Below are 24,537 nucleotides of genomic sequence, written 5' to 3' on the forward strand. Positions count from 1 at the left end.
CAGGGCATTATAAATGAAAAAAATGCAGGAACTTCTTTGTTTTGCTTTCGCCGCCACTTCCACCGTTTTCTTTCCGGCGAAATGCTTTTAAGAATTTCCATTCTTTAAAGCGGAGTAAACGTTCGAAGCCTGATTTATTTTCTTCAAAGTATTGCTTGGTTTCTTCGGGCTCGTAATGATCTTTTGGATCGTAGAGCATGGCTGTACACATACAGTTCTTGCGCTGCTTGCTCATGAGAATATCATAATTCACACAGCTTTTGCAGCCTGCCCAGAACTCTTCATCTTGTGTAAGTTCGCTGTAAGTAACGGGTTCGTAACCGAGTTCGGAGTTGATCTTCATTACGGCCAGACCGGTGGTGAGTCCGAAAATTTTTGCGTCGGGGAATAGCTGGCGGGAGAGATCGAATATTTTCTTCTTGATCTGTTTTGCCACACCACTTTTACGGAAAGCTGGTGATACAATCAATCCGCTGTTGGCCACAAACGCACCGTGGCTCCATGTTTCAATATAACAGAAGCCAACCCATGTGCCGTCTTTCAGCAAAGCAATTACTGCTTTGCCTTCGTTCATTTTGTTGGCTACATATTCGGGGCTGCGTTTGGCGATACCTGTGCCACGTGCTTTGGCACTCTCCTCCATTTCGTTGGTGATCGTTTCTGCGTAGTGCGTGTCGCCACTATTGGCTACACGTATGATAATTTCCTGATTGTCCATGTTTGCATAAAAGCCTTATGAAAAAGCGGATAACCAATCCTGAGAAAAATTCCGGGGAGAATGTTCACTGACAGGGACCATGGTGAGGGGTTCGTCCTGTCAGAATACACGTCGAGGTCGTGGGGAAAATACATAGAAGTGACAAGTGCTGTTGTTGGCACTTACTTCAATTGTGTTATATGTATTTGTGTTGATCAACTGTTTGAAAATTGAGGCACAAAAGTAAACGATAATATTATAAATGAGACATAAAATTTTTGTAAACGTTTAAGAACGATAGTTAGTGAAGATGCAAGACCTGACAGGTTAAGTTTAAAAGAGTCTGTGCAAATAGTCGAAATGGATAGATGTAGGGAACAAACCTGTCAGGTCTAATCCGTCAATTCAATAAAACAACTAAGCCGTGTCAGCTAGCCAACAAGAAATTACTCCTGGTGAATTTTTCCATATTTATAACAGGGCCATTGGTAATGAAGTACTGTTTCACACCGATGCTGATTATGATCATTGGTTTCAGTTAATCAAAAAGTTTCTTCTGCCTGTTTGTGAAATTCATGCTTATTGTATTCTCCCCAATCATTATCATTTGCTCGTAAGAATACAGGACCATACTGCTTCTGCTGATTTTTCGAAGAAGATGAGTGATGCTGCAAATGCATTTGTAAAATGGAAGAATCTTAAGTACGGGAGAAAGGGAGGCTTGTTCATGACACCTTACAAGCGGAAACTACTGCAAAACGAAGAATACTTGATATGGTGCTTATGGTACATTCACAGAAATCCGTTTCATCATCAATATGCTGAAGATTGGAATAGCTGGAGATATTCTTCTTATCAAGCATATATTATAGATAAGCCAACCCTTGTTACAAAAGCGTTCTTTCTGGAGCTTTTTGGTGGAAAGGAGAAATTCATAAGACACCATATGGTTCAGGGGGAAGAAATCGAAATCATTAAGAAAGTGGCTTTGGAATGATTCGACCTGACAGGTTTAGTGTTTATAAGGCTGTCAGCAAAATAATAGGTAAGACCAAACAAGGGCTTAACCTGTCAGGTCTTGCCGCTTCTTTATAAATGAGATCATCAATCCACTGCAGATAATAAGCAGAATACCAAGTAATGAAACCGCATCAGGAAACGCATCGCCCAGCAGCATACCAATGAAAATACTGAAGATGATGCCGGCATAGCTGATGGCTGAAACAATGCCGGCTTTATCGGCGCCGTAGGCCTTGGTTACAAAATATTGTCCGAATAAAGCAGAGCTGCCCATTAGTAAAACATACAACCATTCTGTTTGCTGCGGCCAGCGCCAGTGAATGAAAAGAATCTCATCGGCAGGTAATTGTAACAGTGCCCGAATGGAAGTGAAGAGCAATGGCACCAACACTCCTGTGAGCACAAACGAAAGCACAATCACTCTTGTATCGTAATACTTTGTGAGTTTGCCAACAGTGATGTAGGCAATGGCCGACAAAATACCACTGAGCAAACCAGCCAAATGATAAAACCAAGGCAGGTGAATACTTGGTTTGTAAATAAGCAACATACCTGCAAAGCCCAGCAGCACCGCCAGGATAACCCAACGACCTTCGTATTCTTTAAATAAAAGAAACGTGAAGAGTGCAATGAACAACGCAGAAGTAAGATTATAACTCATCGCCGTACCCAACGGCAAATGCAGAATACAATATAGTAACATGTACACGGCTGAAGTACCCATGAGTCCACGAAAGATGAGGCGGAGCAGTTTGCCGCCTGTTTGTTGTGGTGCACGATTGAGTAAGCTGCCTGTAATAAATAAGAGCCCAACAATGTTTCTCCAGAACACAAGTTGCCCGGCATTGAAGCTTCCTTTGAGTACTTTGGCTGCACCGCCCATGACCGAAAAACCAAATGCCGCCAGCAGCATAAAGAAGATACCACGATATGTTGGGGAAATATTCAAGTTAAATGTTGACCTGACAGGTTAAGCCACTATTTACAGTTGCTATAATTACATACAAACAGAATAATGTTATTTAACCTGTCAGGTCGTAACGTTGATGTGTAAATAATCAATTGCCCACATTCTTATTCATTCTCGGCACTACATAAATTTCTTTTTGTCTGCCCCCGATGTAACGGAAGCTATTCTCATCAAAATAACCATCCTGCTCCAGCATAATGCGAATGCTCTTTTTCCATTCGGGAATATCTGATGCTGCATTTAATTCAATGCTGTAAGCGGTGCGGAAGTTCATCGGAAAATCGCCTGCACCGGGTACACCATTCTGCTGATCCCACATACCAATGGTTGGTCCGGCTGCATGGCCATGAAAGCCTAACGGGTGCGTATAGATCACCGCTTCAATGTTTTCTTTCTTCGCCTGTGCGAGTGCATCAGCTAAAATCTGGTTGCCTGTTTTGCCTTGTTTGAATTGCGAAGTGAGAATATCCTGCAAACGGTTTGCTTTTGTAAACGCATCCCGGATACTCTTGGGTACTTCCGTTTCGCCGGGCCTTAAGATATATGCGTGTTCCTGCACATCGGTATTGAGGCGCAGATAGGTAATGCCAATGTCTACATGTAACAGATCGCCGGGTTGTATTACATCATCTTTCGGTCTGTTAGAGAAGCTTCTTAAATGTTCAAAGTTTTGCGGATCGTTGCGTTGAACAGATACTGATGGATGAAACCATGTATCGTAACCCATGCTTCTGATCTTTTCACGAAACCACCACACTACATCATCGGTTGTAGTAATGCCGGGCGTAATTACTTTTTCTGAAAATCCTTCTTCAATAATTTTTCGGGTGGCGTATACGAGCTGCGGATAGATCTGCATTTCCCGTTCGGTTCTTGTCTCCAGCCAATTGACTGCAAGGTTTTCTGCGCTCACAACTTTCGACTTGAATGCCGCAGGCATTTTCTGCATCAGTTCATTGTAATCTGTTACATCCAGTCCATCGGCCTGGTTGTGGTGTGTAGAAGTATTGATGCCGATCTTTTTCGGGTTGCGTGTTGTAATGATGTTCAACAGTGCATCCCACTGGTTGGGAAACTTGGTCATGTCCCATTCGGCTTTGATGTTTTCACCCACATTGTAACGGGCAATGGCCAGTTTTTCAAAAACTTTCTTCTCAGGATTATTATAAAATACAATGATTGTTCTGCGGCGTGCAGAGATCCATGTAGATGGAAGCATGGTACGAATCACCGGATCTTCATTGTATTCTCTCGATATGACGATCCACATATCAATACCATTACGCTCCATTAAAACGGGCAGCAGATTATTGAAACGGTCGGCAAGAATTTCATCAATTACTTTGGCCTGTTCACGCATCGGAATTACTTGTGCATGACTAAAACAAACAGTAGTGAGCAAAAAGAGCAGAAAAAAATAGTTACGCATACAATAATTTTACTAATCGAATGTACGAAAGGCAAAAAGTATTACATGTGTAAGAAAAGCCGGAGAAAAAACTTTGTGGAATGATTTTTTACATTATTTTAGCAAACCTTTTAAAAGAAAAAGGTCACCTGTAGAAACAGCTGACCGTTAACGATTGCTTGCCATATAAAAAAATAGTTCTGTATCTTTCGAGAGTCACTTGCCGGTGACTTGATCCTTGGCCGTTACGATGCTATGCTCACTTAGCGATTGCTTCCATATTTTTTAAGCCCGAATCCGATACAAAAATAAACCTGCGTAATTTGCGCATCAAATCAAAAAAAGGCTTTTGATATGATGCCAAATCAATAGGAGAAGCATGAAATGCAGTGTGGATGCGGGTTTCATACAAAAAAAATATTATGGCCAACCGTTTTTCAGATACATTATTTCAATTAGTACACTCCCTTGAAAAAGCCGAGAAACGGCATTTTAAGCTCTACATTAAACGAAGTTCGTCGAAAGAAGACCTTAAGATCATCCAGTTATTTGATGCTTTGGATAAAATGCAGGAGTATGACGAACGCATTTTGCTGAAAAAAATCTCTGATAACAGCAAAACCAAACTCGCCAATCTTAAAACACACCTGTACAAAGAATTACTGGCCAGCTTACGGTTACTGAAAACAGGCGAGAATGTGGATCTGCAGTTGAGTGAACACCTCGACAATGCCCGTTTACTTTACAACAAAGGTTTAAAGCAGCAAAGCTTACGCATTATTGAAAAGGCAAAAGAGCTTGCACGTGTCAATCAAAAGTTCAATACACTGGTGCAGTTGATTTCGCTGGAAAAGAAGATTGAAACCTTACACATTACCCGCAGCACTACCGATAAAACCGAGCAAATGGCTGAAGAAGCGTTTCAGATCAGCAGCCATATTGATCGTGTGACCCGTTTATCGAATCTGGCATTATTGCTGTACCGCTGGTATGTCATGAACGGGCATGCACGTAATGAGGATGATGAAATTGATATCAAAGCATTCTTCAAAAGTTATTTGCCGAAAGATTTAACCAAGGTGAATGGCTTTTACGAAGAGTTGTATCTGTATCAAAGCTATTGTTGGTATGCATTTATTCGCCAGGACTTTTTAATGTATTACAAGTATGCAGAAAAGTGGGTTGACCTGTACCGGAAAGAGCCGCACCTGAAAGCGATTGAAACAGGACATTATATTAAAGGCATGCAAGCCCTGTTGAATGCACATTTCGATTTACGTAACTTCAAAAAGTTTGAAGACACGTTAAAGGAATTTGAAGACTGGGAAAAATCGCCGGAAGCGCAGCAGCACGATAATTTCCGCACACATACTTCTATCTACATCAACAGCTCGAGGGTAAACGGCCACTTGATGAAAGGCACGTTTAAAGAAGGGTTAAAGATTGTACCGCAAATTGAAGAGAAGCTGAATGAGTATTCCATTTTTGTAGATCAGCACCGCATACTCGTGTTCAACTATAAAATTGCATCCTTACATTTTGGGAGTGGCAATTATGAAAAAGCCATCGATTACCTGCATCGCATTATTCATGGTCCCATGGATATGCGTATCGATCTGCAATGTTACTCCCGCCTGATGCATTTGCTGAGCCATTACGAATTGGGCAATTATGAAATTCTTGATTCGCTCAGTAAATCGGTACACCGGTTTATGGAGAAGATGAAAAACTTAACCACTGTTGAAGAAGCGGTGTTTAAATTTTTGAAAACAAGTTTCCAGCAATCGCCCGATAAAATAAAAGGAGCGTTGCAGCAATTACTCAACGAAATCAAACACCTGGAAAAGAACCGTTTTCAAACAAGGTCGTTTGCATACCTCGATATTATTTCCTGGGCTGAAAGTAAAGTGTACAACAAAACCATGGAACAGGTGGTACATGGTAAGTACATGGAGAGTAAGAGGAGATAGTTTTTTGTCATTCCGAGGCACGAGGAATCTGCCGGGCACTTGCATTGTCTTTGACAGATCCCTCCTTCGTCGGCATGACAAGTTTGCTCAACATCAAATCTTCATCAAGCGTTCAACAGCCTGTTGCAATGTTCTGTTTTGTTTGCTGAAACAGAACCGCACCACTTTATCATCTTTCTGGTTATGATAAAATGCCGAAAGCGGAATGGTTGCTACACCCGCTTCTTTGGTTAAACGTATGGCAAGATCTTTATCTGCTTCATCACTAATGCGGCCATAGCTCGCACAAACAAAATAGCTACCACTGGTCGGCAGCAAATCGAATTTTGTCTGCTTCATTAACTCCACAAAATAATCACGCTTCTGCTGCATAAAACGTGGCAGCGATAAATACGCTTCTTTATTCTTTAAATAGTCAGCCAGTGCAACCTGTGCCGGTGTAAAACAACTGAAGCAATTAAACTGGTGCACTTTTCGGAACTCTTTGGTAAACGCAGCCGGTGCAATGCAGTAACCCAGCTTCCAACCTGTACAGTGGTAGGTTTTACCAAAGGAAAAATTAACGAAGCTGCGTTCGAATAACTCCGGGTATTTCAACATGCTTTCGTGCGGCAGATCATCATAAATCAAATGCTCATACACTTCATCACTTACAATAAACAAATCTGTACCTGCTACAATGCTTTTTAATTCAGCAATATCATTTTTATCCAGCACACTGCCTGTGGGATTGTGTGGTGAGTTGATGAGGATGGCTTTTGTTTTGGCGTTGATGGATGAACGAACCAGATCCCAATCAATTTTATAATCAGGATAGGTTAAGGGCAATGGAATTGCTTTTGCACCGTTGATCTCGATGTTGGGAATATAGCTGTCGTATGCCGGTTCAAACAAAATCACTTCATCGCCGGGTTGCAGTATCGTTGTTAATGATGAGTAGATCGCATATGTACCACCGGGTGTAATCGTAATTTCTGTATCAGGATTTACTTTTGTTTTATAAAGAAATTCAACCTTTTCTGCAATGCTCTCCCGTAAACCAATCAGCCCGGGCATGGGTGCATATTGGTTATGCCCGTTCTTCATCGCTTCCGCAACTTTGGCTGTTAACTCTTCACTCATGGGAAAATCTGGAAACCCTTGTCCGAGGTTGACCGCTTTGTGTTCAGTTGCCAACGCACTCATCACTGTAAAAATGGTGGTACCAACGTTGGGGAGCTTGCTTTTGATTTGCATAGCTACAAAGTAAAGAAGAGGAACGCTTCTGCCGAACATTTTTTCTGCCAATAACTTACAGCTGTTAAAGCGTTTAATACTTATCTTTCTTTTTACTAAACCCTTTTAACAATGAATGCTCGCCGAAAATTTCTGCAACAATCTGCTTTACTTGCCGCAGGAGGTATCATTATACCAGCTTTTGAATCCAATGCGTTTTCCATTTTCAAGAGTCGTATTTCTCCTTCCGACCAGGTGAATATTGGTGCTATTGGTATTAAAGGAATGGGATGGAGTAATGTAATGGCAGCATTAAAAATTCCGGGAGTAAATCTTGTGGCTGTTTGTGATGTGGACAAATCGGTTATCGATAAACGTTTGAGCGAGTTGAGTAAAACCAATCCTGATGCTTCCAAAATAAAAGTATACGGCGATTACCGCAAGCTGCTGGAGCAAAAAGATATTGATGCAGTCATCATCGGCACGCCCGATCATTGGCATGCACTCATGATGATTCATGCATGTGAAGCAGGTAAAGATGTGTATGTAGAAAAGCCCGTTGGTAATTCGATTATTGAGTGCAACCGCATGGTGGCTGCACAAAAACGCTACAACAAAATTGTACAGGCCGGACAATGGCAACGTAGTCAGCAGCATTTTAAGGATGCCGTTGCGTTTGTGCACAGTGGGCAGTTAGGCAATATCCGCACAGCGAAGGTTTGGTGTTACCAGGGATGGATGAAACCAGGACCTGTTGTTCCCGATTCTGCGCCACCAGAAGGTGTAGATTATAAGCAATGGCTTGGTCCGGCTAAAACAAGACCGTTCAACAGCAGCCGCTTTCATTTCAACTTCCGTTGGTTTTGGGATTATGCAGGTGGATTGATGACCGACTGGGGGGTGCATTTATTAGATTATGCGTTGATCGGCATGAAAGCCGATTTACCGAAGAGCATTGTGGGGCTTGGTGGCAAATTTGCCTATCCCGATTTGTATGAAGAAACACCTGATACCTTAACCACGCTGTACGAGTTTGACAAGTTCAACCTTGTGTGGGATTCTGCAATGGGTATTGACAATGGTTCGTATGGCAGAGATCATGGCATTGCGTTCATTGGCAATAACGGAACACTTATTTTAAACCGTGGTGGTTGGGAAGTAATTGAAGAGCGCCAGAGTAAAAATAAAGTGATCATGCCTTTTCAGAAATCTTCTGATAGCGGATTGGATAAACATTGGGTCAACTTTATTGATGCGGTAAAATCCCGCAAAGCAGAAGAGTTGAACTGTTCTATACAGGCTGGAGCGCATGTAGCAACAGTAGCACAAATGGGCAACATCTCTTTCAGAAGCGGAAAAAAATTACTGTGGAATAAAGCGAAGGGAGCTTTTACAGATGAAGCCGTTAATCAACAATATTTGTTGAGCAAATATCATAACGGTTACCAGCTGCCGAAGGTTTAAGTGTTATTTCTTTTTCTTGTTCACCAGGTCGTACGAATGATCGATCCATTCACGTATGGTTTTTGAAGGAATCGTTCCATCAACGACTATTGTGTTCCAGTGTTTCTTGTTCATGTGCCAGCCGGGTAATACACTGCTGTATTGCTCCCGCAGTTCTATGGCAAGATCAGGATCGCATTTTACGTTGAAGCGGAGTTCTTCTGTATCGAGAGGTAGCAACAGAAATGCTTTGTTATTGACTTTAAACACAATTACATCCGGACCAAAGGGCAGTGTTTCTTCTGCATCGGGTTTACTCAGGCAATAGTCACGAATGGTTTCAATGTTCATGTGATTCTTTTGGTTGTATTTATTTGCCACATAGTATATCCATAAATATTATCATCGCTCTGCGTATAAAATCAGCTTGTTACTTTTTATGGATATTTCATGCAACGAAAGTAATTTGTTTATGGTCAGAAAGGTATGAAACAAACACTTCTTATCATCCTTGCCATACTGCTGCTTTTTGTTTCCTGTAAAAAGAAAACCGAAAGTACCTATGTGTGCAAAGAAGATCTTATTTGTCCGGCTGTTGTATGTGTTGCCTACTGGAGCGACCTGCGTTTTGCTGTAACCGATAAAGCAACAGGGCGTGACCTGGTATTTGGAACAAACCCAACAATAACCGCTGCTGATGTTAAACTCTTCATCAAACAAAATTCGCCGTATACCGAAGTGCCTGTTTTGATTGACAGTGCAAAAAAGCAACTCTACACAATGCGTGCAGCAGATACGATGGCGCTGAAAATTAAAAACGAACCAATGCAATACCTGTTGGTGAAAAAGTTTTGCAGCGACCAATGTTGTGCACGCACAGCTGTTGAAGTAGTGCAGGAAGGAAAGCTGTTGATTGCAGATGAAAATAAGCTTATTCGTTTCCGGTATTAGTTGCTTAACGACCACACCGATGAACAGAGATACAAAAAAGAGAGCGGTTGAAATTTTCAACCGCTCTCTTTTTCTTTTATCATTGCTTAGCTCAGCTTTTGCATGGCTTCTTTCAGCTTTCCCAAAAATTCAGGAATTTCTTCCTCTCTGCAGGTGCCCACACTTAAGCGATACCAAGGCGACTCTTTACTTGCACCAAACGCATAAAACGGAACAATCGCCAGTTTTGCTTCAGCCAATAAGTAGTTGGTTACATCGGCCTGTGTTTGCAAAACAGTACCTTCTGCTGTTTTCTTTCCCTTCAGATCAACCTTAATGGTTAAATAAATAGCACCCTGCGGAGCAATTACATCAACATCAAAACCTTCCTGCTTCAGCTGCAGAAAACCTTTCGAAATTTCTTCGAGGCGGTAATGAATGGCTTGTTTAAACGCAACGAGGTAACGATCTACATTTTCTTTTTGCAACAGGTAATTTGCTGTTGCTTTTTGTTCGGCCATGGGAGCCCATGCACCCACATGCGAAAGGATCGCTTTCATTTTACCAATGAGGTATTCGGGACCTAAACTCCAGCCCACACGCACACCGGTAGCAGCAAATACTTTACTGATGCCATCTACAAACACAGTGTAAGCTTTCATTTCGGGACGAAGTGTTACTGGGTTGTCGTGCATATTTTCACCAAACGTCAACGTCCAGTACATCTGGTCGAACATGAGGTACAGTTTCTTTTCATCCTCAGCACGGCTTCTGTTTTCTTCCAGTATCATATCGCAGATCTTTTCCAGTTCTGCTCTGGGTATCATGGTGCCGGTTGGGTTTTGCGGTGTACATAAACAAAGCAAAGCCGCACCCTTAATATGCGGGGCAATATCAGCTACCGTTGGCATGAAATTATTTTCAGGTGTTGCCTCAATCACCACATGTTCGGCCTCATTAAAATGTGTGTAATGATTATTGTTCCATGAAGGGGCAGCATAAATTACTTTATCGCCTTTATCAACAATTGCACGGAAGATGGCGTAGATAAGCGGACGACCGCCGGAAGCAATCTGAATTTCATTCACACCATACTCTAACCCTTCACGTTCCTTTAAAAACTGCAACACACTTTGGCGAAGTTCCAGGATGCCTTCTGCTGCCGGATACGTGGTATGGTGTTGTTTGTAAGCGCTAATAATTTCGTTTTCCAGTTCTTGTGGAATAGGAAATACACTGCTATCAAAATCACCAATGGTAAAGTTGTAAATACGTTCGCCCATGCGAATACGTTCCTTGATCTGGTTACCGAGTTTCACAATTTCTGAACCAACCAGTGTTTCGGAAAGATGAGACAGTTTCATGTGTATCGATTTTTATTTCCGCTTGAGGCGGATGGTTACGCAGCCTTTTTTTAGACATTGTTACCTGCTTTTTAAGAAAGCGCAAAAGTAGGATAACCACTTCGAAAACGAACAGTTGATCGTTTTTTATGACGCTTTGTTGAAGATTGCTTTGTTATTCTTCTATACGTTCCAGGCAGCCGTAATCTTTTTTCAGCAGATCGTCGTACGCATCTGCTTTTAGAAATAGCTGTTGAAAAAGCTGCACACCGTTTTCAGCTGTTAAATCGAGATCGTATATAATACGACTGAGCACAATATTTTGATTGACACAGCTGAGGATTAAACCCCTGTTGCGGTAATTTTCCTGCAGCAGAAAACGATAAAGCGGTTTAATCTGCTGCGGATCCGATGGCAGCAGACACAAATACGCATCGCTGGCAATAAAATAGTTCTCCGGGTTGTAACGGATGATGATGCGTGCACTGCCTTCTTTTACACTCCAGGTGTTGGCTCCTTCTCTTGCCAGCTTAATATCCTTACCCAGCGATTTCAAAATTGTTTCAATGGTTTTTGCTGCGCCTACCGGTTCGTATTCTTCTTTCGGCATTTCCGGCAACTTTACTTCGGTACCACAGGAGGGACAATATTTTCCGCTATCGAGGTTTTCGGGTAACACCAAAAATTCGCAGGCATGGCAACGGGTAGATGGTTTGCCTTTGTACGGCGCATAAATATCCAAGGCCGTACGCAGGTATTGTTCGGGTAATGCAAAACCAAGATTATCGCCGCCACGGATGATGAACGTGTTTACGCCAATAATTTCTCCGCTCATGTTTACCAATGGTCCGCCACTGTTACCGGGGTTGATGGCTGCATCAATCTGGATGTATTTTAAACCTTCCCGTACACGATCTACTTTGGAAATAACACCCTGCGTTGCGGTATAGTTTAAACCATACGGGTGACCAATGGCAATAACCGGATCACCATCTTTTAAACGGCCATATTCGCCTAATGAAATTTCGGGTAGCTGAATTTGTGCAGGTGGTTGCAGAAAAGCAAGATCATGTTTGCGATCGGTATACCAAACACGGCTCAAGGCTTTGTCGAACTTTTTACCGGCAATCGTTACTTCTGCGTTTCCTTCAATTACATGATTGTTGGTCACAATCAAATCGTATTTACGCAGGTAAAAGCCTGTACCCGTGCCTGTTTGTGTGGCAATCTGAATGATGGCATCTTTAAATGAATCGACTATCTCAACCGTTGATGGCATGATGAATGATTTAACTTGATGATGTGTTTACCTCGCTTCGGTGTTTACAAATTCCACTTCTGCAGTAAAGGAATGTGTAAAGCTCAGCAGCGAATCGTATTTCAGGTTTTCGGTTTTAAACGCAAGCTGCGGATATTTTTCTTTCCAGTTGTTGATGATGGTTTCAACTTGCTGTTCAATCGTGCTCACATTAAATTCTCCTGTTTCGCTGTTGTATAATGCAGGTGAAAAACCAAGATCACGAAAGAAAGCAGCGTACGATACTTTCATGAGAATAAGATACAAATCGCTGATGGGTTTGGGTAAGCTGAAATTATACTGGCAGTAACCCAAGCCATATTCGCTTATTTGTTGCGCTACTTCGGGGTAGTTGTTATCACGAAACCAGATCATGCTTTGGTTGGAACCAAAAACCGAATCGGAAATTGTTTTTTGCGGTGTTGGTTGTGTTATGGCAAAACTGTGTTTGCTGCGGAAAAAACAAGGAAACACAATTTCTTTTGAGTAGGTTCCAATAGACTGGAAAGCCTGCAGCATCAGTTTGTTTTTTTCGGTCACCGGTTTTTCATCTTTCAGAAAATAACCAGTTACCAGATCTTCCAGGTCGTACAACAACCGGCCTTCGGGCACCAGTAAAAAATCAATTCTGTAGGCAAGGTTCAGTAACAACATTGAAATGGCATTACTCATTTTATCCGCATCGAGCATGTTTACCAGCGCTGTTGTTTCGGTAATCCATTGCAGGAGGTAGTTGTACTTTACTTCTTTTTCACTGTCGGGTATTACTTCAATATGTTCGGTATCGATGGGCAGCAAGGTTTGGAAATCCTGTAACAGCAAATCGTCCTGTTTGTCGGCTCTTGTGGCCAGTTCTTTAAACGCATAATACAGTTTGTTAGGATTAGCGGTTGCCAGTTCGGTGTCAAAGCGCATACAAAGCCGGTCGTCTTCCATACCATAACGGCAGTAATAAAGGTTGAAGTTTTGTTCCAGCAGGCGGCGCATTACCGGAACCGACGGTTGGGCCATACGGGCAAGTGTTACTTCGGCCGAAAGCGTTTCATTATTAAAAATGCCCCGCACCAGCTTGCTGCCCTGGTAAATACGGAAGCGGTGTTCGCCTGCTGCTCCTTCGGAAACAACATTCTGCACAGCATCGTCCCGCAGATAATCGAAAAAGGCAGCAATGCTTTCGTGGTAACGGTTTTCTTTAAAGAGGTTATCCGCATCGGTCCAGCGTTTGGTTTTTTGCAGCGTTTTGTTATTATCGCTGTACCGGCCGAAAGAAACAGGAGGCGTTTTGATTTCGGGACTTTCGTTTTTCTTTTTCCGGCCAAATAATTTGTCGAACATCGGCAATGAATTAGGAAGCCGAAAGTACAATCATTTCGCCGTATGGTTGGCAGCCAAAAGCCTAAAGAAAAGCGTAAAACAAGTTGATAATTTAACCCTTATCTTGCAGGTTTAACAGCTAATTATTCATTACCTTCCCCGTTATTAAATCAAGAACAGCGTTATGAAGTTTATCGTTTCGTCATCGGCTTTACTGAAACAACTGCAGCAGATCAATGGTGTAATTAACGCCAATACTGTGTTGCCAATCCTGGAAGATTTTTTGTTTGAGATCAATAAAAATAAACTCACTGTTGTTGCTACCGACCTGGAAACAGTGATGAAGATACACATGGATATTGAGGCGAAAGATAACGGCCGTGTTTGTATTCCTGCCCGTATTTTAATGGATACGTTGAAGAATCTGCCCGATCAGCCACTTACGTTCAACATCGATAAAAACTTTGGTATTGAAATTACCAGCGATAACGGTAAGTATAAAGTAATGGGCGAAAACCCTGACAATTTCCCGAAAGAACCGGTTGCTGATGATACCACTTCGTTTACCACCACTTCATCTGCATTGGTTACAGCCATCAACAAAACCTTGTTTGCTGTAAGTAACGACGATCTGCGTCCGGCAATGACGGGTGTATATTTCGAACTCGATAAAAAAGGCTTGACCTTTGTTGCAACAGATGCGCATCGTTTGGTGCGTTACAAGCGTACCGATGTAAGCTGTCCGAAAAACGAAAGCTTTATTGTTCCGAAAAAGCCGTTGAACTTATTAAAAACGGCATTGCCCGGTAACGACGATGAAATTACCATCTCGTACAACAGCAATCACCTGTTTGTAATACATGGTACAACTGAGTTGGTGTGTCGTTTAATTGATGCACGTTTCCCCGATTATAAAGTAGTTATTCCTGCTGATAATCCATACAGCATGATCGCCAGCCGTAACGAACTGGCCGGTGCATTACGCCGTGTAAGCGTGTTCAGTAACAAGAGCACCAACCAGGTGGTGTTAAGCATCAACGGAAGCCAGCTGCAATTGGCTGCACAGGATGTTGATTTTAGTTTTGAAGGAAATGAGCGTATGAAATGCCAGTATGATGGTGAAGACATGCAGATTGCCTTCAACGCAAAATTCCTGGTTGAAATGCTGAATGCAGTTGAAACAGATGAGGTGAAAATGGAACTAAGCACAGCAACCAAAGCCGGCTTAATTAAACCTACCGAACAAAACGAAGGTGAAGATGTGCTGATGCTGGTAATGCCGCTGATGTTGAATCAATAAATACAAGCGAAAGAATATAGAAACCAATACTAACGATAAAAGTCCTGCTCGTAAGAGCGGGATTTTTTTATTGCACAGGAATGTTGTTTGCTTGAAATGCAGCAATGATAGCACGCATCTTTTCCTCTGAAAAATAATCCAACGTCTTATCAAGAGTAAACACAAGCGTTTTTTCTTTCAATATTTCAAGCGAAAGAATTTTCCGTTTTGGAAGACACTTGCTTTTCGATTCCCAATCGTCTTTTTGTACATGCAGATTTTCGAACGATGTTTTAAGCTTTTTCAGTTTCGTTAAATATCCTTTTGAATAAAAGTGAAGTTCTTTGTTCTCCTCATCAAATCTAATCTCTTGTATTTTCTCTGCCTGTAATAAACGAACAATGCCTACCAATAAAAAACCGATTGATAAATAAGGGGCATTATCTGCTTTCGTTGGAAAAAACAATATTGCTACTATTACTATCACCAAATAGGCAATAAGGTAATAGGAGGTTTGTAACAGGAATTGGCGCTTGGTTAATGGCTTATCGGTAGTAAATGTTGTCATCGGTATTATTCCTGTTCAAAATAATCAATCTTTTTCATTGTATTTTTAACACATGAGCTTCACGCTTCTCAATACCTACAACAACTACATCGATGCCAATCTTCACCTGCTGCAACTGCAGGAAGAAGGCATCAACTGCTGGCTCAAAGATGAAAACACAGTCACTATCGATCCGCTGCTCACCAATGCTATCGGCGGTATTAAACTGATGGTGCACGAAACACAAAAAGAACGGGCACAGGATCTGCTGCGTACCATTATCAACAAAGCAAAAGAAAACCGTGCATGTCCTTACTGCGGTTCGCATAACGTGGAATACATTGTAAGCAACCGTAAACCATCCAATTGGCTCAGTGCTTTGTTTACCTATTTACTGGGAGGCTATCCATTGGCTTCTGAACAACGCTACCATTGTTTTGATTGCGGTAAAGAGTTTGAAGAAGTGAAAAACAGCTCTTCTGACGTTCCCGTCGGACGTGGCTAAACATTTTTTCTCCATCCATCAAAGCCTTCGTAACTTTTGCCTGAAACAGCTTTTACCATGTGGAACGAACTACTTGCCCATTTTCAAACGCTTGAGCAACGCCCTCTTGAACGGATGGCCATACTGGTTGGCGGCTTATTGTTTTTCTGGATTGTTGAAGGAGCTATTCCGCTGTTTCCGCTGAAATACAAAAAAACAAAACTGCGGCACGCAGGTGTAAACTTTGTGTTTACGGTTATTCATCTCATTATTCATACATTTCTCGCTATCGTTATTATTAAGCTGAGCGATTGGTGTGCCGAAACTCAATTTGGTATTGTTTACTGGACCAACGCCAGCATTCTGCTTACTGTTATCATTGGTGTGTTGGCATTGGATTTCAGCAGCTGGCTGGTGCATTTGGTGATGCATAAAGTTCCGCTGCTGTGGCGTTTTCATCTTATTCACCACAGCGATACCAATGTTGATGTAACAACCGGCTTGCGTCATCATCCCGGCGATAGTTTGCTGCGGGGCATTTTTTTCCTGCTGCTCATTTTTATTTCGGGGGCACCCATGTACAGTGTCATGATCTACCAAACCTTGGTGGTATTGGCCACTGCTTTTACCCACGCCAACATCAGCCTGCCGGTAAAACTGGACCAAGTATTGAGCTGGGTGCTCATTTCGCCCAACATGCACAAGGTGCACCACCACTGGAAGCAGCCGTATACAGATAGTAATTACGGAGCGGTTTTTTCCATCTGGGATCGCTTACTCGGCACCTTTTCCAGCCTGGATATTAAACAGGTAAAGTACGGACTCGACCGTTATTACCCCGCCGAAAAGGACGAAGAGGTACTGACACTCCTTACAAAACCCTTCAAAAAACCGGAAGCATAGTCTTATTTTTCCGGAATTTGAAGCAGAAACCGAGCTTCTCAAAAAATTTTTCAAAAATTCTTCAAATTATTTTCAAAACTAAAGCACTGTTTTTCAGTGCTTTAGTTTTTGCATGCTATCGTTATCTGCCCACTACTAAAAAAAAGATGGTACTTTGTGTTGCATAGTACTGAAATATCTCTTAGTTTTGTTTTGTCAATGTAATTAAGCTGTGTACAAGAGAGTGGTTAAAGGAAGAGCTCTCCCCAAAACCGGTCCACCTTCTACACATCATCAAAACAAACTCCTCAGGTTATGAATATCGAGAACACACAAAGCCAGATGCGAAAGGGAGTCCTGGAGTTTTGCATTCTCTCCGTTATCCAACGGGGCGAAGTGTACCCCAGTGATATAATAGAGGAAATGAAAAAGGCGAACCTTAACATCCTCGAAGGAACCCTGTATCCACTATTAACCCGCCTGAAAAACGCCGATCTGTTAACCTATCGTTGGGTGGAAAGCAGCAGCGGCCCGCCCCGCAAGTATTTTTCACTTACAGAAAAGGGAGCCGCCTTTTACAAAGAGCTGGAACAAACCTGGAACGAAATGGCCAGTTCTGTTGCCACAGTAACCCGCTCTAACGGAAAACCCAATGCGGTTGTTACGGGCGAAACCATTGAAGTGCATCCCCCTTCACCTGAAAGTCCACTTTAACCATTAAACTGTTATTATTATGAAAAAGGTAATCAATATAAATTTCAAAGGCCGGGTAATTCCCATCGAAGAAGCGGCATTTGAGCAACTGCAGAAATATACCGACAGTCTGCGTCGCTACTTTGCCAATGAAGAAGGCCGGGATGAAATCATTAATGATATCGAAGATCGTATTGCCGAACTCTTTAACGAAGAACTGAAGAAAGGTGCTACCTGCATTACCGAAGAAAGTGTTGCTACTATTTGCAGCAGCATGGGCAGTGTAGAAGATTTTGAGCAAATGGATAATGAAACAGGTGCTTCAAACGCTGGTAACTACAGTGCTGCATCTTCTGCATCTGCAAGCTCAAACACGCACACTGCAACAGAAGAACCCCGTGGAAGTTTAGGTCGTAATGCCAACGATAAAATCCTTGGTGGTGTATGTAGCGGTTTAGCCCATTACTTAAAAATCGATCCTACCGTTGTACGCATCCTGTTTGCACTCATCACCTTTGGTGGCTTTGGTACAGGTGTACTGGTATACATTGTATTGTGGATTGTATTACCACTGAAAGATCTCAAGTCGAACATCCGCAAGCGTTTGTTCCGCAACCCCGATGATAAAATGATTGGTGGTGTTGCCAGTGGTTTAGCCAGCTATTTTAATATTCCTGTTTGGGTACCACGTGTGGTGTTTTGTTTGCCACTTATTCTTGGTATCATTTCATCCATCTTCCGTAACGCTATGTTCAGCTTCAACTTTGAACCCGACTTTGTGTTCGGTGGCTTTGGCGGAACATTGTTTGTGATCTATGTTATTCTCTGGATTGTATTGCCATTAGCAAGCACAGCCACAGAAAAACTGCAGATGCGTGGCGAAAAGATTGATGTGAACAGTATTAAAAACGCAGTACAGGAAGAACTTGGCAGTGGTGGAACCATTCGTGAAAAAGCAACACAAATGGGTGAAGAAATTAAAGAAGGTGCACAGCGTGTAGGTACAACCATCAGCGAAGGTGCACAACGTGTAAGCGAAGAGTTGGGTGGGTATAAAAGCAAAGCAACACCCGTACCGGTAGATGCAACAAGTGCAACTGTACAACGCAGCAGAAGAGGCGGTATTGGTCATGCAATTGGTGTATTGTTCAAAGCCTTCTTCCTGTTTATTGCCGGTGTAATTGCTTTCTCCTTGTTAATGGCATTGATTGGTGTAACATTTGCCGGTGTAGCAGCCTTCCCTTTTAAAGGTTTCTTTTTAGAAGGCACCTGGCAACATGTAGCTGCATGGGGCACCTTGTTACTCTTCTTTGCAGTACCGGTTATTGCGTTGTTAACCTGGGTTATCCGTAAAATTATTGGTACAAAAACCCGCAATCCTTATCTCGGTTACACGTTTGGTTTTCTCTGGTTTGTTGGTTTGGTATGCTTCATTATTCTTGTTTCTTCTTTCACCAATAACTTCCGTGTAAGTGCACACGAACAGCAGCTTGTGGAAATGGCGCAGCCGGTTGCAGGAAAAATGATTGTGAAAGTACCTTCATCGAGAGTAAAAGTGTACGGCAGTGCATTTAGTATTGATGATGTGTTTACACTCGATGGCGACAGCTTATACATCAACAATATCCGTTTACGTATTGTAAAAAGCAGCGACAGCCTGTTTCATGTAAACTACGATAAACGCAGCTCTGGTCCAACCAGAGACAAAGCACAAAGCAACGCAAGCGCAATCAAGTATAACATCAACTTTAAAGACAGTGTGCTTTCGCTCGATAAAGGCTTTACCGTGAGTGAGCAATCGAAGTTCCGCAATCAACGTGTGGTGGTAACAGTTGAAGTGCCTGTTGGAAAGCGTATCTATATCGACAGAACAGTAGATCGTTTAGAATGGCACAACATTACCATCAATGGTCGTGGTGGCGATTGGGAGTGGGAAGATGATCATCGCTGGAGCAACCGTGGCTGGAACGATACAGACATCGAATATATTATGACTGAAGACGGACTGGAGCGTGCAGACGGTAAAGACAAAATTGAAAAAGCAGAACGTGAAGATGAAAATCTTGAAACCGAAATGGAGCGCCTGGAACGTGAAAAGAAAGAACTGAAAGAACGTGAAGAAGAATTGAAGAACCGTAAGAAAGAAAATGACAGTTTGCGTTACCGCTACAATCCTGAAGCACCCAAATCACCTGCTTCGCCAAGCAAACAGGTGGTGCAGAAAGAAGCAACAATAACAAACGATGCTACACTGTTTCAGCCAGTAACAGTAAATGCATTATAAACTCGGTTAAAGTTGGAACAGCCAACGGCCCCGATGTTTTGAAAAAGACAAAGGGGCTATTTTTTCTCCGGCGCAATCATCATCATTACCATTAAACCTTAACTATCATTATGCGTACGTTGAAATTTATTACAGCCCTCTTAATTGCTATTGTTGTGTTTGGTGCAGCGCATGCACAACAGGCCAATCAAAAATATCAGGATAAAGAATTATTCGCCTTTGTTCTCAAACTCGACAGCAGCTGGTTTTCGCACTTTAATAAAAACGTCGACTCGTTCAGCAATTTTGTAGATACAAGCCTGGAGTTTTACCACGACAAAAGCGGGCTTACCTTCTATGCTGATAATATTGCTGCATTTAAACGAATGAAAACTGCTACGCCGGATCTTACCAGAGAATTATTGCCAGAGACAATGGAAGTATATGTAATTCCCAATTACGGCATTGTGCAAATTGCGCAACATCGTTTCTGCCATAAAGAAAACGGAAAAATGGATTGCGGTGTGTTCAAGTTTATTCATACATGGAAAAAAACAGACCAGGGCTGGAAGGTTACCCGTATCATTAGTGTAGATCACTAACAGCTATCAACAATACTGAAGTCGTTTACCTTATCATCTAATGCTTATGCAGTACTTGCTGCATGGCCAAATCATCTATTATGCTAACGAAGCTCAAAAAATTCCTTGTTATCATTGGCATTTGCCTGTTGATAATAGCTTCTGCTTTTGTTATTCTTTTATTTACCGGCGTTATCTGGCGTTCACCTGCTTATTATACAGTAGATGATATGAAAACATTTACTGTACCGGTAATGGATATGAAAGCATATGATAGTGTTGAAGCACATCGCCAGCCGTACATTTACCGCATCAATTCCGGTCAAGGCGTTGTATGTGTAGTAGGTATTCAACATACAAAAGATATTGATGACCCACAACTCGACAGCCTGCGCAGCATCTTTACATCAATGCAGCCCAATGTTGTTTTTGTAGAAGGCAAACTCGGTTTTTTATTTGCCGGCTTGCAAAACCCCGTTAAGCTCTATGGCGAAAAAGGAGAAACAGTTCGTCTTGCCAAACAATACAAAGTGCCTTACTATACGTGGGAACCTCCTAAGGAAGAGGAAGTGCGGTTACTGGCAAAAAAATACCCCGGCAAACAACTGGCACTGTTTTATTCGCTGCGCCCCTATTTCAGCAATTACCGTTTTGGTAAACCTTCTGATCCTGAAAAAAAGTTGCAGCAATACATCAACAGCCGTACCGATTATGTTGGCTTGCGGGGCATGCTCAGAGATGTAAAAGAAGTTGACAGCATCTGGGACAAAGATTTTCCGCAGTTAAAAAACTGGCGTGAAACAAGCGATGAGTTTGGATGGCCTCCCGGTTATCTCGCCGAAATTTTTAACGACTGTAATCTCATTCGTGATAATTATTTGTGCAATGCTTTGCTGCAGGAGGCGAAAAAAGGTAAACATGTTTTTGTAACCATGGGTTCGAGCCATGCGTACCGCATTGAAAAAACACTGGAGGCTGCGTTGGCGAATTAAGCAGTCGACTTTAAAATGTTTTGCGCAATCGTTTTGCGCAAACTTATGCAGCAGCAATCCAAAAGCTTCCTTTACTTTTGTGCGCACGATTAAATGAGCAAAAAAGTATGCAATGGCCATAAAAAGAAGCAGAACTAATTTTATCATCAGTGCTGCTGATTTTTTATGGCTGTAGTATGTGGCTATAAAAAATATAAAAATCACACATGAAAGCAACTCCCTTTACAGGTAAGCACATTGCACTCGGCGCCAAGATGGCTGAGTTTGCAGGATACAATATGCCTATTTCTTACAGCGGTATTAACGATGAGCATGCGGCCGTACGCAACAATGCCGGTGTGTTTGATGTAAGCCACATGGGTGAGTTTGTGCTGAAAGGTGAAGGAGCACTCGATCTTATTCAGCGGGTTACCAGCAACGATGCATCGAAACTTACAAATGGTAAAGCACAGTACAGCTGCCTGCCAAACGAACAAGGTGGTATTGTTGATGATTTGCTGGTGTATTGTATTGAAGAAAACAAAGTGTACATGCTGGTGGTAAACGCCAGTAATATTGAAAAAGACTGGAACTGGATCCAAAAGCACAACACAGGCAATGTGGAGATGCACAATATCAGTGATAAAACCTGTTTGCTGGCCATACAGGGTCCGAACGCTACCAAAATTCTGCAACCACTTACCGAAATTGATGTGTTGAACATGAAATACTACACATTTGCAAAAGGTGTGTTTGCAGGTGTAGAAAATGTATTGGTAAGTGCAACCGGTTACACCGGTGCAGGTGGTGTGGAGATTTATTTTGAAGACAAAGACGGTGCAGCCGATAAAATTTGGGATGCTATTTTTGAAGCAGGAAAAGCTGCGGGTATAAAACCCATTGGTTTAGGCGCACGTGATACGCTTCGTTTGGAAAAAGGTTTTTGCCTGTATGGCAATGATATTGATGATACCACTTCTCCGCTGGAAGCAGGTTTGGGCTGGATCACCAAATTCAGCAAAGACTTTACAGCACGCACAATTATTGAGCAGCAAAAAAACAATGGTGTAGAACGGAAGTTGGTTGGTTTTGAAATGATCGACAGAGGCATTCCCCGTCACGACTATAAAATCAAAGATGCCGATGGTAACGAAATTGGTAAAGTAACCAGCGGTACACAATCGCCTTCTTTGCAAAAAGCAATTGGCCTGGGTTATGTGGCTACGGCTTTTGCAGCATTTGACAGCGAAATTTATGTAGAGGTAAGAGATAAACTGCTCAAAGCAAAAGTGGTAAAGATTCCTTTTCTTTAAACGAATCAGCAAGGCATTATTCTTGCAGTAATATGCAACGCCAATGAGTCACCTGCTTTCTTTGTTCAGCTAAGAATCAGGTGACTCATTTTTTTAACACAATCAGCCGAAATAAACCAGCAGCCGATGCCGTCCATTCATCTTACAACATTTATTGCAGCGCCAATTGAACGGGTGTTCGATCTCAGCCGTCACATCGGCCTGCACAAAGTTTCGCAGCAACACAACAACGAAGAAGCAATTGCAGGTGTAACATCGGGGTTGATCAAACAAGGCGAATGGGTAACCTGGAAGGCTAAGCACTTGTTTAAAACCAGAACCATGACGGTAAAAATTACCGCAATGCAAAGCCCTGCTTACTTTGAAGACGTAATGGAGAAAGGCGATTTTGTTGCGTACACACACAAACATCATTTTAAAGAAGTACAGAACGGAACCATCATGATCGATGAACTGGCATTTGAAACACCGTACGGTGCTGCCGGTAAAATGCTGAACCGTTTTTACCTGAAGAATTACCTGCACCAGCTGCTGCAGCAGCGCAATACTGTTATAAAGGAGTATGCCGAATCAACTAAGTGGCAGGCATTGCTTACGTAACAAACATCGTTTTCAACAACAACAAACTGTTTGTTGGCTCTTTCTTATTTTTGCGGCCTCATGGAAAATAACAAACCCACGCTTTATACTTCGCTTTCTCCCGCATTGTTACACTTGTACGATTTACGTAATGCAGTTGTTGTAATTATTGATGTGTTTCGTGCTACCTCAACCATTGCATCGGCATTATACAACGGTGCACAATGTGTAATACCGGTTGATGAAGTGGCAAAAGCCATAGCCCTCAGCAAAAACGTAAACGGTATTGCTGCAGGAGAGCGTGATGGTAAAATTGCCGACGGGTTGCAGCACGGTAACTCTCCACTGGAATACTCCCCCGATTTTATCAAGGGCCGTACATTGGTATTAACCACAACCAACGGCACCAAGTTGCTGCAGATGGCCCTTGATAACAATGCAGATACCATTATTACCGGATCGTTTCCCAACCTCAGTGCGGTGTGCGATTACCTGGTAAAAGAAAAGAAAAACGTAGTGTTGGGTTGTGCAGGCTGGAAAGACCGTTATAATTTAGAAGACACGTTGTTTGCAGGTGCTGTTATCAGCCGTATAAAAGAACATTTTACCATTCATTGCGACAGCTCGTTAACGGCAGAGATGCAGTACAATGCAGTGAAAGATGATCTGCATGCGTTTGCCCCCAACCTCACACACTATCACCGTTTGGTAGATCGTTTTGGTTTAATTGAAGACATCCGTTTTTGTATGACACCCGATGTTGCCAACGTACTTCCCTTGTATAAAGAAGGGATGTTGCTTGCGCACTAAAATTTAATGCAATTCTTTGCGCATGCAAATACTGATGTCTACACCAATGTATTGTCCGTAATTGGGTATGCGTTCATAGCCTGTTTTTTCGTATAATCGTATAGCTTCGGGTTGGTTTAATCCTGTTTCCAACACACAGGCGGTGAAGCCTTCTGCTTTTGCCCATTGTTCTAATTGTTGAAGAAGAAGTGCTGCAATACCCTTGCCTCTTTGCTGCGGTTGCACATACATGCGTTTAATTTCAACAACCGTTTCTTCAAATAACTTGAATGCACCACAACCAACAGGCGTTTGATTGTGGTATGCTACAATTACATGATGAATATGATCGAGTTTATTGAACTGGTTGAAGAAAGTTTGCTGCTCACCATAACGTGCAGCAAGATCCCGGTCGAGTTCTGCAACCAGCAGCCGGAAATCGGCATCATCCGAACTTGTTTTGTTGAACGTAAGCATGTGCTGTAACTGTGTACACAAGATAAAACGCTTACAGCAAAGGCGAAAACAACAAAGCCTGTTTTACTGCAC

The 24,537-nt window shown here is 42.2% G+C and carries 24 protein-coding genes; 14 read left to right on the forward strand and 10 right to left on the reverse strand.

Annotated elements, in window-relative coordinates; all coding sequences use genetic code 11:
• Positions 1–7: 7 nt before the first annotated feature.
• Positions 8–718: a GNAT family N-acetyltransferase gene (locus tag IQ13_RS05595; RefSeq protein ID WP_144885127.1), complete on the reverse strand. Its 711-nt coding sequence runs from the start codon at positions 716–718 to the stop codon at positions 8–10.
• 403 nt (positions 719–1,121) lie between these two features.
• Between IQ13_RS05595 and IQ13_RS05600 the strand changes: the two genes are divergently transcribed.
• Positions 1,122–1,694 carry a hypothetical protein gene (locus IQ13_RS05600; RefSeq protein WP_144885128.1) on the forward strand — a complete coding sequence of 191 codons (573 nt, stop codon included), beginning with the start codon at positions 1,122–1,124 and terminating at the stop codon, positions 1,692–1,694.
• Positions 1,695–1,760: 66 nt separating this feature from the next.
• Here the strand turns inward: IQ13_RS05600 and IQ13_RS05605 are convergent, their stop codons facing one another.
• Positions 1,761–2,666, reverse strand: coding sequence for a DMT family transporter (locus tag IQ13_RS05605; RefSeq protein ID WP_144885129.1), 906 nt, complete (start codon positions 2,664–2,666; stop codon positions 1,761–1,763).
• A 109-nt stretch (positions 2,667–2,775) separates the two neighbouring features.
• Entirely contained in the window at positions 2,776–4,116 is a 1,341-nt protein-coding gene (locus IQ13_RS05610) for a M24 family metallopeptidase (RefSeq protein WP_144885130.1), read from the reverse strand.
• 401 nt (positions 4,117–4,517) lie between these two features.
• On the opposite strand from IQ13_RS05610, the gene IQ13_RS05615 reads away from it, so the two are divergent.
• The gene (locus IQ13_RS05615) at positions 4,518–6,065 is read left to right on the forward strand and encodes a hypothetical protein (protein ID WP_144885131.1); all 1,548 of its coding nucleotides are present in this window, start codon (positions 4,518–4,520) and stop codon (positions 6,063–6,065) included.
• Between the two features lie 93 nt (positions 6,066–6,158).
• Here the strand turns inward: IQ13_RS05615 and IQ13_RS05620 are convergent, their stop codons facing one another.
• Positions 6,159–7,301: a methionine aminotransferase gene (locus IQ13_RS05620; protein WP_144885132.1), complete on the reverse strand. Its 1,143-nt coding sequence runs from the start codon at positions 7,299–7,301 to the stop codon at positions 6,159–6,161.
• Between the two features lie 111 nt (positions 7,302–7,412).
• On the opposite strand from IQ13_RS05620, the gene IQ13_RS05625 reads away from it, so the two are divergent.
• A complete protein-coding gene (locus IQ13_RS05625) occupies positions 7,413–8,744 on the forward strand; it encodes a Gfo/Idh/MocA family protein (protein WP_144885133.1) in 1,332 nt (443 codons plus the stop codon).
• 3 nt (positions 8,745–8,747) lie between these two features.
• Here IQ13_RS05625 and IQ13_RS05630 read toward each other — a convergent pair whose 3' ends face one another.
• The gene (locus tag IQ13_RS05630; RefSeq protein ID WP_144885134.1) at positions 8,748–9,074 is read right to left on the reverse strand and encodes an MmcQ/YjbR family DNA-binding protein; all 327 of its coding nucleotides are present in this window, start codon (positions 9,072–9,074) and stop codon (positions 8,748–8,750) included.
• A gap of 135 nt (positions 9,075–9,209) precedes the next feature.
• Here IQ13_RS05630 and IQ13_RS05635 point away from each other — a divergent pair, with 135 nt between their 5' ends.
• Positions 9,210–9,674, forward strand: coding sequence for a hypothetical protein (locus tag IQ13_RS05635; protein WP_144885135.1), 465 nt, complete (start codon positions 9,210–9,212; stop codon positions 9,672–9,674).
• Between the two features lie 86 nt (positions 9,675–9,760).
• Here the strand turns inward: IQ13_RS05635 and IQ13_RS05640 are convergent, their stop codons facing one another.
• The 3 genes from IQ13_RS05640 to IQ13_RS05650 form a co-directional block, all read right to left on the reverse strand.
• Entirely contained in the window at positions 9,761–11,017 is a 1,257-nt protein-coding gene (locus tag IQ13_RS05640; protein WP_144885136.1) for a pyridoxal phosphate-dependent aminotransferase, read from the reverse strand.
• A 154-nt stretch (positions 11,018–11,171) separates the two neighbouring features.
• Positions 11,172–12,275 carry a trypsin-like peptidase domain-containing protein gene (locus IQ13_RS05645; protein ID WP_144885137.1) on the reverse strand — a complete coding sequence of 368 codons (1,104 nt, stop codon included), beginning with the start codon at positions 12,273–12,275 and terminating at the stop codon, positions 11,172–11,174.
• Positions 12,276–12,302: 27 nt separating this feature from the next.
• Positions 12,303–13,628: a type III secretion system chaperone family protein gene (locus IQ13_RS05650; RefSeq protein ID WP_144885138.1), complete on the reverse strand. Its 1,326-nt coding sequence runs from the start codon at positions 13,626–13,628 to the stop codon at positions 12,303–12,305.
• Between the two features lie 163 nt (positions 13,629–13,791).
• On the opposite strand from IQ13_RS05650, the gene dnaN reads away from it, so the two are divergent.
• Positions 13,792–14,907, forward strand: a complete 1,116-nt coding sequence (dnaN, locus tag IQ13_RS05655; RefSeq protein ID WP_144885139.1) for a DNA polymerase III subunit beta — start codon at positions 13,792–13,794, stop codon at positions 14,905–14,907.
• A 67-nt stretch (positions 14,908–14,974) separates the two neighbouring features.
• Here dnaN and IQ13_RS05660 read toward each other — a convergent pair whose 3' ends face one another.
• The gene (locus IQ13_RS05660) at positions 14,975–15,454 is read right to left on the reverse strand and encodes a hypothetical protein (protein ID WP_144885140.1); all 480 of its coding nucleotides are present in this window, start codon (positions 15,452–15,454) and stop codon (positions 14,975–14,977) included.
• Between the two features lie 52 nt (positions 15,455–15,506).
• Here IQ13_RS05660 and IQ13_RS05665 point away from each other — a divergent pair, with 52 nt between their 5' ends.
• From IQ13_RS05665 to IQ13_RS05705, 9 genes are all read left to right on the forward strand, one after another.
• Complete coding sequence (locus tag IQ13_RS05665) at positions 15,507–15,938, forward strand: putative signal transducing protein (RefSeq protein ID WP_144885141.1); 432 nt, start codon at positions 15,507–15,509, stop codon at positions 15,936–15,938.
• Positions 15,939–15,995: 57 nt separating this feature from the next.
• A complete protein-coding gene (locus IQ13_RS05670; protein WP_144885142.1) occupies positions 15,996–16,820 on the forward strand; it encodes a sterol desaturase family protein in 825 nt (274 codons plus the stop codon).
• Positions 16,821–17,114: 294 nt separating this feature from the next.
• Positions 17,115–17,513 carry a PadR family transcriptional regulator gene (locus IQ13_RS05675; RefSeq protein WP_144885143.1) on the forward strand — a complete coding sequence of 133 codons (399 nt, stop codon included), beginning with the start codon at positions 17,115–17,117 and terminating at the stop codon, positions 17,511–17,513.
• A 19-nt stretch (positions 17,514–17,532) separates the two neighbouring features.
• Positions 17,533–19,776, forward strand: a complete 2,244-nt coding sequence (locus IQ13_RS05680; protein WP_144885144.1) for a PspC domain-containing protein — start codon at positions 17,533–17,535, stop codon at positions 19,774–19,776.
• Positions 19,777–19,886: 110 nt separating this feature from the next.
• Entirely contained in the window at positions 19,887–20,357 is a 471-nt protein-coding gene (locus IQ13_RS05685) for a nuclear transport factor 2 family protein (RefSeq protein WP_144885145.1), read from the forward strand.
• A gap of 80 nt (positions 20,358–20,437) precedes the next feature.
• On the forward strand, positions 20,438–21,328 hold the full coding sequence (locus IQ13_RS05690; RefSeq protein WP_144885146.1) for a hypothetical protein: 891 nt from the start codon (positions 20,438–20,440) through the stop codon (positions 21,326–21,328).
• 206 nt (positions 21,329–21,534) lie between these two features.
• Complete coding sequence (gene gcvT / locus IQ13_RS05695; protein WP_144885147.1) at positions 21,535–22,620, forward strand: glycine cleavage system aminomethyltransferase GcvT; 1,086 nt, start codon at positions 21,535–21,537, stop codon at positions 22,618–22,620.
• A 126-nt stretch (positions 22,621–22,746) separates the two neighbouring features.
• Positions 22,747–23,220, forward strand: coding sequence for an SRPBCC family protein (locus tag IQ13_RS05700; RefSeq protein WP_144885148.1), 474 nt, complete (start codon positions 22,747–22,749; stop codon positions 23,218–23,220).
• A 60-nt stretch (positions 23,221–23,280) separates the two neighbouring features.
• On the forward strand, positions 23,281–24,009 hold the full coding sequence (locus IQ13_RS05705) for a 2-phosphosulfolactate phosphatase (protein WP_144885149.1): 729 nt from the start codon (positions 23,281–23,283) through the stop codon (positions 24,007–24,009).
• 3 nt (positions 24,010–24,012) lie between these two features.
• Here the strand turns inward: IQ13_RS05705 and IQ13_RS05710 are convergent, their stop codons facing one another.
• A complete protein-coding gene (locus IQ13_RS05710; protein WP_144885150.1) occupies positions 24,013–24,465 on the reverse strand; it encodes a GNAT family N-acetyltransferase in 453 nt (150 codons plus the stop codon).
• Between the last annotated feature and the right edge of the window lie 72 nt (positions 24,466–24,537).

This window comes from Lacibacter cauensis (assembly GCF_007830055.1).
Classification (GTDB): domain Bacteria; phylum Bacteroidota; class Bacteroidia; order Chitinophagales; family Chitinophagaceae; genus Lacibacter; species Lacibacter cauensis.